Here is a 14,570-nt window from a genome sequence, read left to right on the forward strand (position 1 = left end):
ATTCTTCCATTTGCCTATTGCCTTATTATGGCGTTATGATAGTCAATCATTATTGACTTACTTTTCTAACAGGGAATACCCCTTTGTCGCAACCGAAAACCGAACTGCTTGACCCGAATACGCTCCAGAAAAACCCCTGGAACACCAATATCACCACACCGGAGAACGACGCCAAGCTCGAGGAGTCGATTAAGAAGTTCGGCTTTATTCGGCCAATACTCGTTCGCGAAGTAGAGGAGGGTCTTCAGATCCTTGGTGGTGAGCATCGATGGGAAATTGCCAAGAAGCTAGGAATCGACGTTCTGATCCTCAACCTCGGCGCTCTCGATGATCCGACAGCCAAACAAGTCTCAATCCTCGACAATACGCGCTATGGAACGGATGACACGCTCGCCTTCGCCGAACTCTTGAAGGAACTCTCAGGCTACGATGACCTGCAGTATCTTCCCTACTCAGATGCCGATTTCGAAGAAATCTTCTCGACTACTCATATAGCGCTCGACGACTTGGGTATTGAGGAGAACTTCGACAATGACGAGGAAATCGACAATACACCTCCCGAACCCAAGGCGCCAAAGACACACACTGTCATGCGCTTTAAGGTTCCCATCCTCGATGCCGAGCGCATCACGGCGAAAATCGCCGAAACTCGTCGCGATCATGATCTCAATTCCGCTGATGAACTCACCAATGCCGGCGATGCTCTTGTTCATCTTCTCGTCAGTCGATCGGCTCCTGTCGACGTTAGTGACATGGAAGAAGCCCTTCTGGCGGATCTCGACGTATGAGCACCAAATTTCCTGATTGCGTATCCTGTAAATTCTACAACAAGCGCTTCGTCGGCAAACGCGCCAATCCAGTCTGCGGAGAGTGCGACAACGGTGAGTTCTATGAGGAGTGGGTGCGCAACAGGGCTCTGAACGACAATGAATTGATGTCCCTTTACGGAAAGATGCACCATGACAACTAAGACCCCAGCTGAGACAGTTGAGCTCTGGGATATTGACCGGATCAAGGAATACAAACTCAACGCCAAGATCCATAATGAAAAACAGGTCACTGACCTTGCAAAGTCGATTAAAGCATTCGGTTTCTCGCAACCGATCATTGTCTGGACGGACGGCACCATCATTGCAGGTCATGGGCGTCGACTGGCTGCCATCTCACTGGGAATGAAGAAGGTTCCTGTCGTATGTCGCTCGGATCTTTCCAAGGCGGAAGCCGATGCTATGCGCCTTTCCGACAATAAGGTGACATCGGTCGAATACGATATGTCCATGCTGCAGGATGAGCTTCAGCGCCTCGTCGGCGAAGATATCGATATCGATCTGACCGGTTATTCCGACTTTGAAATCCAGTTTTCGACAGATGATATCGGAGAAATGGACGAGGGCGCCTTTGTTGGCGATATCGGCGCCGCTGTCGAGGTCCAAGCTGAAGAGAACAAAAGGGCTGCAGGCGTCGTTGATGATGTGGCTGCGCCAATCACCGATGCGCTTGGCTTCAAGCGCGTGACCATCGCCCAGTCCCGCACCATTCGGGAACTGGTCGCTCGCGTCGAAGCCAAGACCGGCAAAACTGGAGTGGATGCGCTGATAGCTGTGCTATCGGCCGCCGCATAAATCAACTTTGATTGACTATTGAGGCTTATATGTTCAACGACAACGTTATCTCTCTCGGCTCCCGCAAACCCCTCAGCCAAGTGATCGAGGAGCAAAAGGCCGAAGAGAAAGAGATCGAGAAGCTAACCAAGGATTGCCTCCTTGAAATGCTCGGCAAGCTCACCAAGCTCGTCGAAACCGGTCGCTTGGAAAGCCTCATCATCGCCGGACGAGATCCTGAGTCAGGACTGTTTCTGTCTGACATGGTGTTTCCGGGCGAGACCAAGTTTAACGCGCACGCTTTTGCCTATGTCGGGCTGCTTGAGAGCCTCAAGCTTGAAATGGCCGATTGCGCCTCAATGTCGCCGGTCATCGGCCTCGATGGCAAAGAGATCAATCCGCACATCGAATACGTCGAGGGCGAGGAGGGCGAGGAGGGCGAAAACTGATGGAATACGTCATCAACCGCGCTTTCTCATCCTCTGTTGAGCGCACGCCGCGCGTGCTTGAACTTGCCGAGGGCTTCGGTCTTGGTCTGACCAACAAGGAATTCGTAATCTACGACAACCTGGCAATCAATATCGATCAGGGCGATGTCGTTTACATCACAGGCCAATCAGGTTCCGGCAAGTCGGTTCTCCTGAAAGATCTCGCTGCGGAAATGAACAAGTCTCTTTCCGTGATGGATCTCAACCAAATCATACTCGATCCGCACCTTCCTGTGATCGATCAGGTCGGGCGCAATACGGTCGAGGCAACTGGGCTCCTGGCGAAGGCCGGTATCTCCGATGCCTGGATCTACATCCGCAAGCCAGGTGAACTCTCCGACGGACAGCGCTACCGCCTGAAGCTGGCAAAGATGATCGAAAACACCGTCGCTGATGTCTGGATCGCCGATGAATTTGGCGCCGTCCTCGACCGCGTCACGGCGAAGATCATCGCCTTCAACATGCAAAAAGTCGCTCGATCTCTCGGCAAGACACTGATGGTCGCCACGACACACACCGACCTGGACGAGGAACTCGGCCCGGATCTTACAGTCACAAAACGCTTCCGCGAGAAGGTTGAAGTAACAGGAGAAAAGCAATGAACTTTGGTCAAGCAATCGAAATTGTAAAGCGCGGCGGGAAGGTCGCTCGTGAAGGCTGGAATGGAAAGCGCATGTTCGTCTTCCTACATCCCGGTTCTGCCCCGCGCGCAACCCAAGTCAAGCCGGTAAGTCCGGATTTGGATCTCATCGCCGGCATTGACAAGAACCATTTCGAAACCGGCGCCGAGGGCTCAACAATTCGCCTTCCATCTCTTGGGCTGCGGACAGTGGACGGCTCAATGCTGATCGGTTGGCTCGCCTCCCAGACGGATGTTCTGGCCGAAGACTGGCAAGAGGTTCGCTAATGCCAGACACGATTGATCAGCATACGAGGCGCTTTCAGGTCACCAAAACCCCTCCGCAAGTTCATGACCCCGAGGGTATGACCAAGCATGATGTAAGTTGCGAAGCTTGGCGAGCATATGCGTTCAGTGACGGCTTCGAATATATGATTCAAGAGCCGAAGACGCTCTGGGTAAAGCGCAAGGACGATGGCGACAGTCACCGCATTCTCGATGGCAAAGGTGTCATTCATTACGTCAATGCCGGTTGGCGCGCCCTGCGGTGGAAGAATCTTCCTGGTCGACCGGAAGTGTCATTTTGATGCTGACGGCCCTGTGGATCTATATCTATCGCGTGTTCATCGCAATCGACAGGACGGTCAACACTGTCTTGCTTGGCGACCTGGATCAGACGATCTCGTATCGGGCTGCCACAGCATGGGCCGAAGAGCGCAAATGGGGCTGCTATCTGTGCCGGATCCTCGACTTTATCCACCGGGAGCATTGCCGCAATGTAATGCGCACTTACGGAGGAGCTCCACTAGCCGAACTCCTTCTGCCGCACTACTGCCCACACTGGAGTGATTTCAGCGGTCTTGCGCCACTGGTTCCATATCTGCCCGTCATTCTCTCGCACTACTGGTGAAATCATGGAAACGTCATACAGAGTCGCCGGTGAGCTTTGTGACTTCAGCGTATGTGAGACGCGCATAAGTCGAGCGGTCGCGCCCAGGGCGCGCTTCTCGCTGATAGACGACATGTTTGTCGAGCGCGGGACGATCGCAGACTGGAATCTCTTGCACGATCTGCATTACAAGGCCGAAAAACTGCCGCTGGGTCCGCGCTTCTATCGTCTCGATCTGCACGGAGAGACTATTGGCGTTCTTGTGACTGGCACTCCGAAGGGAATGCTGCGCGAAAGACATATTATCTTCCCGAAGATCAAGCCGACCGGACAGGATACCAAGCTCACCAATACCAACCGCTATCGCTATATCAACGCCAACTTTCGGGTGATCTCGCGCTTTGTAGTCGATACAATGTATCGCGGCATCGGCGCCGGCTATCGCATGATGAACTTGGTCTCGCGCATGGAGGGAAACACCTTTACAGAGATCCAGTCATCGATGTCGAAATTCAATGTTTTCGGTCAGAAGGCAGGCTTCCGCTTTGCGCCGCCCCAGAACGCCAACAAGTTCGAAGCCGGCATGAAATTCTTTCGCTCCAATTTCGTGAGCAACCCCCAAGACTTTGAAGCCATTGTAAACGAGATCCTGACGCAACCTGAAGCTCAACGTGACAAGACCGTGCAACTTTGCCGCGAGTTCTATCAGAAGAACTCAGCAATGGAAAATACGGGCGCAGCCAGAGAAAAGGCGAACGAGCGTGTTGCTGCGATGGATGTGCGATCGACCATCAAAGCGATCCAACAGGTTTCTCTCGCATCGCCGCTCTATGGCGTATGGAAATGCCCGGATCCGAAGGGATCTGTGCCCGATCGTTTGCCCTTAAGCGCATTTGACTGGCAGGGCGTCAATGAAAGGCTGCGCCTGCCATGATGCTGATGCGGACGGACAAGCAGAAAGCGATCATGGAGATCATTTTCAGGCACGTGAATGCCGGCAAGTTTCTCAGCGTGCGCGAACTTCACGCGCTACTGCCATATTCCTGCGCATATGGTTCATTCCGGATGAGTTTGAAGCAACTTGAAATACACAGGATCATCGAGAAGGAGAAAGCCGGACGATCTGCTTTGGTCAAGCCTACAAAACTAGGTTACGACTGGTTCAGATCCGGATGAGCTCTTCCCTCGCCTCGTTTCGTCTATACGTATATGTATTCTAATAGATAATAATACACATAGACGAAGCATGGACGGGAAGAACCTTTTCATTTAAAGTAAATCAACATTGATTGATAATTGAGACCATGAGCGAAGAAGCACTCTCCGGAACTGAGCTAGGCGAAGACGCTGAAGAAGCAGGTAAGAAGTTCCGCAAACTAACACCTGCGGAACGTGCGGAAATCCGCGAGCTATATGAATTGGGTAAGGCTCGAATGACCGAACTTGCCGATAAATACGGCTGTTCACGTCAGACGCTCTCAAGATGGTTCCGGGACGAGAAGATTAAATGGGGCTCGCGCGCCGAAGAAGTGAAGGAGGCGGCCAAGGCGGCCATCACTGCCTCGACCACTGCAACCGTAACGTCGATCGCGGAGCGGTTCCAGGATCATCGGGCGGATTGGATCGAGGAAACGCGCGTCAATTCCTACAAAGCGTTGCGTATGGCCGAGCTCCTGGCAAAAAAAACAGTCCAGGAAGCAATGAAAGCGGCCAAGCCGCTTGCCACGATCGACGAAGAGATGAAGGCGATCCACCGCTATCAAAAAGTGCTCTTGGAGAATGCTGACGCACGTTTGCGCATCCTAAATGCAGACGACGTTGTTGCCGAAGACGATCTTCCGTCGATCCAGATTGACGATCTGACGGCTGAGGATCTAGTCCGCTTCCACCGCGAGAATGGCGTGGATGATGAAGAGGAGATCGACGAGATCCTCAAGAATTTCGATGAGCCGGTGGTCATCGAATAATGCTGTTCCTGCATAAAGGCCAAAAGACAGTCCTGTCTGATCTGCACCGCTTCCGGGTGATCGTGGCCGGCCGTCGTTGGGGCAAGACACAGGTTAGCCGCGTCGCACTGATCAAGGCCGCTACGTCCAAGAAGAAGCAGCTCGTCTGGTATGTAGCGCCAACCTACTCAATGGCGCGCGGCATTCTCTGGGACGAATTGAAAAATTCAATTCCGCGCGCCCTTATCAAGAAGAACGGCATCAACGAAACACGCATGACCATTCGCCTGGTCAATGGCAGCCGTATCGAACTGAAAGGTGCCGATAAGCCCGACTCGCTACGCGGTGTCGGTATTCACTTCCTTGTCATCGACGAAGCCCAGGACATCCGCAAGGAGACCTGGTTCGAGGTTCTGCGTCCGACGCTCTCGACAACAGGCGGCCGAGTGCTGTTCATCGGCACGCCAAAGGCATTCAACTGGCTCTACGATCTCTATGTTGAGGGCCAGCGCGGAGACGTTTATCTTGATGAACGCGGACGCAAGGTCGTCAATGATTGGAAGTCGTGGCAGTTCCGCACCTCGATGTCGCCATTTATTCCGCCGAGCGAAATCCGCTCTGCAAGAAAGGATCTAGATCCGCGCACGTTCCGCCAGGAATACGAAGCCTCGTTCGAGACCATGTCCGGCCGAGTCTACTACGCCTTCGACCGCCGTGTTCATACAGGTGACTATCCATTCAATGACAAGCTGCCCGTCGTCATTGGTCTCGACTTCAACATCAATCCGATGTCGGCCATCATCATGCAGGAGCAGCCCAACGGCGAGATCTGGGTTGTCGATGAGGCCATTATGATGGGCTCCAATACGCAGGAAGTCTCCGACGAGATGGCAAAGCGGTTCTATCGCAATATGAACCAGGTCACATTCTTTCCGGATCCGGCCGGCGCATCCCGTAATCACGACCGAGGCGAGTCCTCAATCGAGATCCTTCGAGATGCCGGCTTTAAGAAGATTTTGTTCAAGCGAAAACATCCGTTGGTTGCTGATCGCGTAAACTCGGTCAATCGTCTGCTTCTGTCGGCTGACGGCCAGAACCGTCTCAAGGTAAACCGCAACTGCAAGGGTCTCATCGATAGTCTTGAGCAGACAGTCTATAAGGAAGGCTCGCGCGACGTGGACAAGTCGGCCGGTGTTGAACATGCCACTGATGCTCTCGGCTACTATTCGGATTTCCGCCATCCCGTTGTCGTCAAGCGGGTTCACGGCGCATCTTATTAAGCTTGATAGTAAATCAATATTGATTTACTATTTTGGCAATAGTTCAATGAAGGTTCTGTGGCAGCGATGAGTATTTCGAAAAATGATGACCCTTTGCGCACGTTCTATGAGCGCAGGCATCCCGAATACCATCGCCTTGCCCCCGTATGGCGCTTTCTACAAGCGACCTATGATGGCGGCCGCGCTTGGTTTGCCGACAATATCTTCAAGTTCCACAAAGAAGGTCAGCAGGAGTTTAACGATCGCCTCAATCGCGCTTACCGCTTCAATCACACACGCGAGACCGTCGATCTTGTGCAGAAGTATCTGTTCAAGGCTCCCGTATCACGCAGCGAAGACGCCCCACAGGTCGTAAAGGACTTCTGGGAAAACTCGACGCTTTCAAACCTGAATATCGACTCTCTAATGCGCATGTCCACTGCCTCCAACTCAGTGAAGGGCAGGGCGGCCATTTTCGTGGACAACAATATGCGAGAAGGCGGCATGACAATCGCCGAGGCGCGCGCGGCCGGTATTCGCATCTATGCCTATCTCATCACGGCAACCGATCTGCTTGATTATGCCTGGGATGAAGAGGGTGATGGTGGACTGCTTTGGGTGAAGGTGCGCGAGTTCGTGCGCGACGACAAGGATCCGATTGCTTCGTGTGGTGATATCATCGAACGCGTTCGGCTCTGGACGCGCAAGGAATGGATCCTTTTTGAGGAGGTTGAGTCCGAAGTCGATCCTCTCAAACGCTCCAAGAAGAAGCAGAAAGTCATTCGTGAGATCGACCGCGGCGAGCACAATCTCGACGTGGTGCCTTGCGTCTTCGTTGATCACAATGTTGGCGATGCACCTTACGCAGTTCCGGGTCTCATCGATGATATCGGATATCTTGACCGCGCCGTTGCCAATTACCTTTCCAATCTTGATGCGATCATCCAGGACCAGACATTCTCCCAACTCGCCATGCCGGCTCAAGCAGTCATGCCAGGCGATGACGAATACGATGCCGTTCTATCGATGGGCACCAAGCGCGTCTTCCTGTTCGACGGCGCAGGCGGCAAACCTGAATACCTTTCTCCGGATCCAAAGCAGGCACAGATCATCCTGACGGTGATCGAAAAGATCATCAATGAAATCTACCACACTGTCGGGCTCGCCGGCGAGCGCACCAAGCAGGACAACGCGGTCGGCATCGACAACTCGTCCGGTGTCGCTAAGGCTTACGATTTCGAGCGGGTGAACTCGCTACTCCTGTCCAAAGCGCAAAGCTGCGAGAACGCAGAAAACAAGCTTGTTCAGCTGGTCTGCAAGTGGGCGAACATCGCAATCCCAACAGACAAGCTCGTTCAGTATCCACTGACCTTCGACGTGATGCGCTTGGCTGACGAACTGTCGGTCGGCGAAGCGCTCGGCAAGCTGGCTGCTCCGAATGAAGTGCGCCGCGAGCAGATGCGTCAGATCGTCGACAAGCTTTTTCCTCGCCTCAAGAAAGACCTTCGCGAAGCAATGGAGAAAGACATCAAAACGTGGCTGGAGGGCGAAGATCTCGTTCTCAATCCACCATCAAGTTTCGGAAGCAAACCTGCAACGTCCCGATCCCGTCAAGGCTCGGTCACAGCAAAAACGCCAACGAAATAACGGGAGCATCCGCTCCGCCGAAACGACCGAGATACTGGTCAAAACTGAAGATAGGCCGAGATACTGGCCAAAGGAGAACTGAATGACTACTCGTATGCCTGCATCTGTTGGTGCATCTGCTGCCCGCATTTTCGCATCCTCGCTTGGACCACGCATTGCGCTTGCCCCTGAGAACGAAGATGGCGGTGGTCAGACCCCTGAAGAGATCGCCGCGGCTACCGCCGCCGCTGCTGCTGCGACCGCCGAAGCGCTGGCTGCAGAAGAGGCTGAGACTGCACGTCTCGCCGATGAAGCTGAAGCTGAAGCTGCCCGCCTCGCAGAAGAAGAAAAGAACCTTACAGAGACTGAAAAGGCCAACAAGAAGCTACTGCGCGAAACCATGGCGCGCAAGGCCAAGATCACCGAACTGGAAGCACTCCTCGAAACTAGCAGCAAGGAGCTGAAGAAGTTCGAGGGTATCGATCTTACCGAAGTCCAGAAGCTTCTGAAGGAGAAGACTGAGCGAGAACGGAGCGAAGCTGAGCAACGCGGCGAATTTGAACGCGTCAAAGCCATGATGATCGAAGAGGCCAAGAAAGATAAGGATGCGCTGCAGGCGACGATTGACGAACTGCGCGGCCAGATCGGCACTTCGGCAAAGACGATTGACGCCCTGACTATCGGCAATGAATTTGCCACCTCGACTTTCATTCGAGAGGATCTTGTGCTCACTCCAGTCAAGGCTCGCCAGCTCTATGGTGCGCACTTTGAATTGAAGGACGGCACAATCGTTGCCTACGACAAGCCCGCTGGCGCAGAGGCACGCACGCCTTTGACTGGAGCCGATGGCAAGCAGCTTGGGTTCAACGAAGCGATGAAGAAGATTATCGACGGAGATCCGGATCGCGAATCTCTGGTCAAGGTCAAGACCAATCCGGGTGCCGCTTCGCGGACCACGAACAGTCAAACCAAGACCAATCAGGATCTCGGACTGTCCGGCCGGAGCATCATCGTCAATGCTTTGAACAAGCGAAACAGTAACGGCAAATAAAAAAGTCAATGATTTTTGACTTTTCTCCTTGTGAGCGTGGACTCGGTGAGTTACCATAATAGTCAGTCAATATTGACTTACTATTTCACCGGCGCTCACAAGGAGTAGACTATGCCGCTTTTGGTTGAAGAAGCCGCTAAACTGTCCCAGGAGGACATGGAACGCGGTATTATCGAGGAGATCATCGATCGCGATGAACTCTTCGCCCTCATGCCGTTCCTCCACGTGAACGACAAGGTTTACACTTACAATCGCGAGAAGGAACTCAGCTCGGCTACGTTCCTTGATCCTTACGAGGATTTCACGGAAGGCGCTGCAACGTTCGATCCAGTATCGACTCGTCTGCGCGTTCTCGGCGGCGACATTCTTATGGACAAGTTCACCACGACTGTTCAGTCTGGTATCAATGACCAGATCGGCATTCAGCTTCAGTTGAAGGCCAAGTCGATCAACCGCGTATTCCGCAATGCTATCGTCAATGGCGACAGCGACGTGAACGCAAAGTCCTTTGACGGCATCAAGAAGCTGACACCTGCTTCCCAGACCCTTGTGGCTGGTGCAAACGGTGCTGCTGTTTCTCCGGAAATGCTGGACGAACTGAAGGACGCCGTGAAATATGGCGCCGACGTTCTGATGATGAAGCAGGCCACTTGGCGTGCAATCCGCGCAATCCTGCGTGGTATGCCTGGCAACGCCGCTGACTCTATCACCATCAAGGATTTCGGCACCGTGAAGGCGTATGATGGCACACCTGTCATCATCAACGACTTCCTGACGGATAACGAAGTCCAGGGAACTGCCAACGAAACTTGCTCGATCTACGCACTGCGTCTGAACGAGACCGATGGTTTCCACGGCATCTACGGCGGTCCTACCGCCGGCGTGCAGTTCGAGGACATCGGCACGCACGCTACGAAGGACGCTCACAAGTGGCGCCTGAAGTGGTATGCCGGCACCGCACTCAAGGCCACTCACTCCGTTGCACGCCTCAAGGGCATCCTCAACATCTAAGCTTGAATGTAAATCAACATTGATTTACTATCTGAGGGCGGGATTATTCCCGCCCTTTGTTTATTTGTGAGGAACCGATGCGCTCCATTGATGTGTATGGAAAAGAAAACTGCCGTTACTGCAAGGATGCGGTGACCCTGCTCGACCACTATGAGCTTCCATATGTCTACCGCGATGTCGCTGACGAGGCGAGCCGCCTTGAGGTCTTTCGGCGCAATCCCGCCACCGCAACGTTCCCACAGATCTTCATTGGCGAAACCCTCATTGGCGGCTGCGATGACCTGGTTGCCACGCCGCTATCCCGACTCCAGCAAATGATTGGTGAATAATGAACAAGGTAAAGATTACCTCGAAGGGCTGGCACACCTATTCCAGCCACCTTTGCGGTGTGAAATTTCACGACGGTGTATCAGTTGAGCCGCTCAATGACGCCACGATCAATCGCCTGGCCGCGACAATCACGATCGTCCGGCTTGATGAAGAGGGCGTTGAGTCTCCAGCCGGCGCTGCTTATGACCTGATTGCTGCATCTGCTGCTCGCGCGCCGGTTCTTCCAAAGCTGATGCGTCAGTCCGATGCGGAAGCGGCTGCTGAAGCCAAGCGTGATCTTCTGTCGGCCGAGAAAGCACCGCACGGCAAGATGTATTCTCACGAAGAGTTGCAGGCTGTTGTTGATGCCGAGGGCTTGAAGGGTCTTCGCGTGATTGGTGATGCCTGGGGCGTCAAGCACCGCAATATCAACGTCCTCATTCAGATGATCCTGCGCGAGCAGTCTGATTTTGTGGAGAAGCGCAAGCAGCACTTCGAACGGATCAACGACAAAATTCAGGCTGCCATTGATGAGCAGAAGATTGCGCAGGAAGCTGCCCGTAAGAAGGCAAAGGCGGAAGCTGACGAACTTGAACAGGCTGCTTCGATCCTGCAGGGTGCCGATCACGTGGCCAAGGAATATGCCGTCGGCGAAATTATCCTGACTGGCGAAGCTGTGATCGAGGCGGCATGGAAGCGCTCCGGCATGTCGGCTACTGGCTGGAACAAGACCAAGAGCGACCAGATCGCCGAGTTGATCGCAAACGAGCTGAAGCTGATCGGTGTCGAAGCTGCAAAGCCTGAAGTGCCAAGCATTCCAGTTGTTCCCGTCGCGCCGGTCGAAACAGTCGATGAGCGTGCTCAATTCGATGTGTCCCGTTTGCCAGCGCTTAGCGCTCAGCTTGGCTCAATCGCGGTTCACACCAACACAATTCCGGACGCAGAGCCGGTCGTGGGTGGCAATATCGAACGCGAGGGCGAGTAAGTTATGAAGCTCTACCCCGAGAATTATGACGTGACGATCCGCGTTTCCTTTGTCGATCTCAATGGCGCAAAGATTACGCCATCTGAGGTTAGGGCCGTTCTGTTTAATGGCGAGGATGAAGTCGTAGTGAATTTCGGTTCGCTGCCGTTCGATCCTTTGGAGACGGGCAAGGATATAGTTATCCCGGCCGCGTTCAACATTCTCGGGGAGGGCGCTCTTAGCGAAGCGCGCATCCTCAAAGTGCAGCTCACAACCAATGCCGGCATCATTCGCTATTCATCCGTATATGCCATTGAGGGCGAGTTTCGTCTCGCCGTCATGGAGAATTCTTTCATGTCGATCGAAGCTGCAGAATTGTTGGCGCGCGACATTCCCAACTTGAAAGGCTGGTCTGAAGCAACCGAAGAGAGCCGCAACGCAGCTCTCATTAATGCCTTTGAACGGCTGATCCGGATCCCGATGAAATTCAAGCGCTACGAAGGTGTTGAAATGCGCCACTATGAGGAGACGGTCATTCCAACCGACGCCTGGCGTGAAATCACCAAGATCGAGTTCATGACCTTCCCGGCATCATTCCGCAAAGCGGTGCGCCAGGCTCAGATCGCAGAAGCCAACGAAATCCTTGAGAATGACGTGACCGCTTCCAAGCATCGCGCCGGCATTATCTCCGAAACCGTCGGAGAGTCGTCTGTCATGCTACGCGGTGGATTGCTCGAGCTCGGAATTGCCAAGCGTTCCAGCGAGTTCCTGAAGGGTCATATCTACTATCGTGCGAGACTGCTGCGCGGATGATCTCTCACACTCTCTCCGCCCATGCAGATCGCCAAGCGTTAAACTATGAGCGCCTCACTGACGCTTGGCGTTCGTTGTTCTTCAATGCACTTGGTTCCTCGAGCTTTGGCTCCCCAGCACTTGTAAACTCAATCGTCCGCCAAGCTTATGACCTGGCACAAACGTTTCTGGAAGATGTCGACGAGGACAGCGAGAACCTCGTCTTCGAAATTGCAACAGAAGCGCACACAGCGACGATTGACGAAATCATGAGTGATGCGAGCGACGAGTTAACGGTCGAAGCCCTGGAGCATCTGAATCAGACAAAGAGCTATTTAATCGACAGTCTGGGTGCGCAAATTCATCGTGACATCGCTTTGCTGCGACTAACACTGCAGCGTGTCAATCTCGAGGTCTCCCTAGCCTCGCGCTCGCGCCGTTTAAGCACAGCAAACGCCCTGATGGAATATCGCATCGGAAACAAGTCGGACTTGCAGTTCATCTTCCTCGATCGCAATTCCCGCAAGTGGCAGTCATCGAAATACATCCGCGGACTTTGGCGACATACGCTCTTGTCGGTTTACAACGAAGTCGTGCTTCACACGTTGTCCGAACACGGTCTCGAGCGCGCCCAGGTCAATCACATGAATGCCGACGCCCAGTCCCACGGCATGATCATCGCGATGGGCTCGAACGCCGACATGCCGACCTATTCGGAGATCCGCGACACAATCTTCCATCCAAATTCTAATGCAGTCCTTTCCATGGAGACGCCGAATGTATCGTCCTAACCAGACCGTCAAATGGTCCAAGCGCATTGGTCGTGACGTTTACAACCGCACAAGCTTTGCCAAAGCTATCGATATCGGCTGCGCAATTGTCACCCTCCAGCGATCCTCACAGCAGACTACAGTTCGCGCTGACTCATCCGGATCGCGCGGCGCGGCTGATGAAGTGGTCGCCAAGACCAAGATACTGGTTGGCGCGACTGCCAGGATTTCACGCGGTGATCTCTTTCTGATCAATGACGAGAACTATACCGTCATCAACCTGCATCCTCGCTTCACTGTTCACGGCAAACACGATCACACCGAAATCGACCTTGAGGCAGCAATCGCATGATTAGGATGCGCTCGACGGGCGGCAGCCAGGTAGTTGTGGAACTGCGCAATATGGGTCAGCGGGTTGTTGAGAACGCTCGCAAGACCATGCACGCCTCTGCTGGGCGTATCGTCCAGGAGGCCAAACTCAATACGCCCGTTGATACGCACGATCTGGAACAATCCATCCGAATTGAGAAGTCCTATGGCACCGCCGGCCGACTGCAAATCGACATCGTTGCCGGCGGAGGACACATCGACGCTTATGCGGCTGAGGTGCATGAGAACTACAACCCCGAGCACGCAGGCGAGGGCACCAAGGAAAAGATGAGACAGAACCCCGGACGGCTCATCGGAGAGAAGTATCTCGACCGCGCCGTCGAGGACGAGGAAGGCAAGCTCAACGCCAGAATAATTGGCGCAATTTCAAAGGTGACGACGAAGCTATGATTTGGGACATTCTTATTGCGAAGATCGAAGCGGCCGGCCTTGCAGCGGCCGGCAACGACATGTTCATCAATGACTTTCCAGCCGAAGTGGATACCGGTGTCATGTTGAAATCGCCACTTGCTGGAATTGCTATCGATCCCAACCTGCCAGGCTACTATACGCCAAACCTTCAGATTATTGTTCGCCACAAGGATCCCGTTGAGGGTGAGAAGCTCGCGGCTAAGCTTAACCACATTCTCTATGTTGAAGCACCAGAGAGATATGAGCAGACTGCCGAGCGCGGTGCGGTTCAGATCAACATCTTCCGGGCCCGGAGTTTGCCGATCCGGTATCCACGTCAAGAGGGCGGATCGATCGAATGGTCGCTCAACTACAGCACATCCTTCACCATTCAGGCTCGCTCATAATAAATCAATATTGATTTACTTTTTGCCGTCAGGTAAACTACTGGTCAAGTATGTCCTT

General features: G+C 53.6%; 21 protein-coding genes. All 21 read left to right on the top strand.

Translation table 11 applies throughout. From position 1 onward, the window contains the following. Positions 1-83: 83 nt before the first annotated feature. Complete coding sequence (locus FHW16_RS26395; RefSeq protein ID WP_210278287.1) at positions 84-788, top strand: ParB/RepB/Spo0J family partition protein; 705 nt, start codon at positions 84-86, stop codon at positions 786-788. Then, entirely contained in the window at positions 785-970 is a 186-nt protein-coding gene (locus FHW16_RS26400) for a hypothetical protein (protein WP_182552256.1), read from the top strand. Before FHW16_RS26395 ends, FHW16_RS26400 begins: the two co-directional genes overlap by 4 nt. Continuing rightward, complete coding sequence (locus FHW16_RS26405) at positions 960-1,622, top strand: ParB/Srx family N-terminal domain-containing protein (RefSeq protein ID WP_182552257.1); 663 nt, start codon at positions 960-962, stop codon at positions 1,620-1,622. Before FHW16_RS26400 ends, FHW16_RS26405 begins: the two co-directional genes overlap by 11 nt. Positions 1,623-1,651: 29 nt before the next feature. Beyond that, complete coding sequence (locus tag FHW16_RS26410) at positions 1,652-2,050, top strand: hypothetical protein (protein ID WP_182552258.1); 399 nt, start codon at positions 1,652-1,654, stop codon at positions 2,048-2,050. Continuing rightward, on the top strand, positions 2,050-2,691 hold the full coding sequence (locus FHW16_RS26415; RefSeq protein WP_210278288.1) for an ATP-binding cassette domain-containing protein: 642 nt from the start codon (positions 2,050-2,052) through the stop codon (positions 2,689-2,691). Before FHW16_RS26410 ends, FHW16_RS26415 begins: the two co-directional genes overlap by 1 nt. Beyond that, on the top strand, positions 2,688-2,996 hold the full coding sequence (locus FHW16_RS26420) for a DUF2829 domain-containing protein (RefSeq protein WP_182552259.1): 309 nt from the start codon (positions 2,688-2,690) through the stop codon (positions 2,994-2,996). Before FHW16_RS26415 ends, FHW16_RS26420 begins: the two co-directional genes overlap by 4 nt. Beyond that, a complete protein-coding gene (locus FHW16_RS26425) occupies positions 2,996-3,295 on the top strand; it encodes a hypothetical protein (RefSeq protein ID WP_182552260.1) in 300 nt (99 codons plus the stop codon). The genes FHW16_RS26420 and FHW16_RS26425 overlap by 1 nt, the downstream gene beginning before the upstream one ends. Continuing rightward, on the top strand, positions 3,295-3,618 hold the full coding sequence (locus FHW16_RS26430; protein ID WP_182552261.1) for a hypothetical protein: 324 nt from the start codon (positions 3,295-3,297) through the stop codon (positions 3,616-3,618). The genes FHW16_RS26425 and FHW16_RS26430 overlap by 1 nt, the downstream gene beginning before the upstream one ends. Then, entirely contained in the window at positions 3,569-4,531 is a 963-nt protein-coding gene (locus tag FHW16_RS26435) for a hypothetical protein (RefSeq protein WP_182552262.1), read from the top strand. The genes FHW16_RS26430 and FHW16_RS26435 overlap by 50 nt, the downstream gene beginning before the upstream one ends. A gap of 370 nt (positions 4,532-4,901) precedes the next feature. Further along, positions 4,902-5,564, top strand: a complete 663-nt coding sequence (locus tag FHW16_RS26440) for a hypothetical protein (RefSeq protein ID WP_182552263.1) — start codon at positions 4,902-4,904, stop codon at positions 5,562-5,564. Next, positions 5,564-6,823 (top strand): phage terminase large subunit, encoded by a 1,260-nt coding sequence (locus FHW16_RS26445; RefSeq protein WP_182552264.1) that lies wholly within the window; start codon positions 5,564-5,566, stop codon positions 6,821-6,823. The genes FHW16_RS26440 and FHW16_RS26445 overlap by 1 nt, the downstream gene beginning before the upstream one ends. Positions 6,824-6,889: 66 nt before the next feature. Further along, the gene (locus tag FHW16_RS26450) at positions 6,890-8,449 is read left to right on the top strand and encodes a phage portal protein (RefSeq protein ID WP_182552265.1); all 1,560 of its coding nucleotides are present in this window, start codon (positions 6,890-6,892) and stop codon (positions 8,447-8,449) included. A gap of 82 nt (positions 8,450-8,531) precedes the next feature. Further along, positions 8,532-9,479 (top strand): DUF6651 domain-containing protein, encoded by a 948-nt coding sequence (locus FHW16_RS26455; RefSeq protein WP_182552266.1) that lies wholly within the window; start codon positions 8,532-8,534, stop codon positions 9,477-9,479. Positions 9,480-9,590: 111 nt separating this feature from the next. Beyond that, positions 9,591-10,490, top strand: a complete 900-nt coding sequence (locus FHW16_RS26460) for a major capsid protein (RefSeq protein ID WP_182552267.1) — start codon at positions 9,591-9,593, stop codon at positions 10,488-10,490. A 77-nt stretch (positions 10,491-10,567) separates the two neighbouring features. After that, the gene (locus FHW16_RS26465; protein WP_182552268.1) at positions 10,568-10,819 is read left to right on the top strand and encodes a glutaredoxin; all 252 of its coding nucleotides are present in this window, start codon (positions 10,568-10,570) and stop codon (positions 10,817-10,819) included. Next, positions 10,819-11,784, top strand: coding sequence for a hypothetical protein (locus FHW16_RS26470; protein WP_182552269.1), 966 nt, complete (start codon positions 10,819-10,821; stop codon positions 11,782-11,784). Before FHW16_RS26465 ends, FHW16_RS26470 begins: the two co-directional genes overlap by 1 nt. A gap of 3 nt (positions 11,785-11,787) precedes the next feature. After that, on the top strand, positions 11,788-12,576 hold the full coding sequence (locus tag FHW16_RS26475) for a hypothetical protein (protein WP_182552270.1): 789 nt from the start codon (positions 11,788-11,790) through the stop codon (positions 12,574-12,576). Continuing rightward, positions 12,573-13,346 (top strand): hypothetical protein, encoded by a 774-nt coding sequence (locus FHW16_RS26480; RefSeq protein WP_182552271.1) that lies wholly within the window; start codon positions 12,573-12,575, stop codon positions 13,344-13,346. The genes FHW16_RS26475 and FHW16_RS26480 overlap by 4 nt, the downstream gene beginning before the upstream one ends. Then, positions 13,333-13,677 (top strand): hypothetical protein, encoded by a 345-nt coding sequence (locus FHW16_RS26485; RefSeq protein WP_182552272.1) that lies wholly within the window; start codon positions 13,333-13,335, stop codon positions 13,675-13,677. Before FHW16_RS26480 ends, FHW16_RS26485 begins: the two co-directional genes overlap by 14 nt. Next, on the top strand, positions 13,674-14,105 hold the full coding sequence (locus tag FHW16_RS26490) for an HK97 gp10 family phage protein (RefSeq protein WP_182552273.1): 432 nt from the start codon (positions 13,674-13,676) through the stop codon (positions 14,103-14,105). The genes FHW16_RS26485 and FHW16_RS26490 overlap by 4 nt, the downstream gene beginning before the upstream one ends. Next, the gene (locus FHW16_RS26495) at positions 14,102-14,512 is read left to right on the top strand and encodes a minor capsid protein (protein WP_182552274.1); all 411 of its coding nucleotides are present in this window, start codon (positions 14,102-14,104) and stop codon (positions 14,510-14,512) included. The genes FHW16_RS26490 and FHW16_RS26495 overlap by 4 nt, the downstream gene beginning before the upstream one ends. Positions 14,513-14,570 lie beyond the last annotated feature (58 nt).

The organism is Phyllobacterium myrsinacearum, from assembly GCF_014138285.1.
Taxonomy (GTDB): Bacteria; Pseudomonadota; Alphaproteobacteria; order Rhizobiales; family Rhizobiaceae; genus Phyllobacterium; species Phyllobacterium myrsinacearum_A.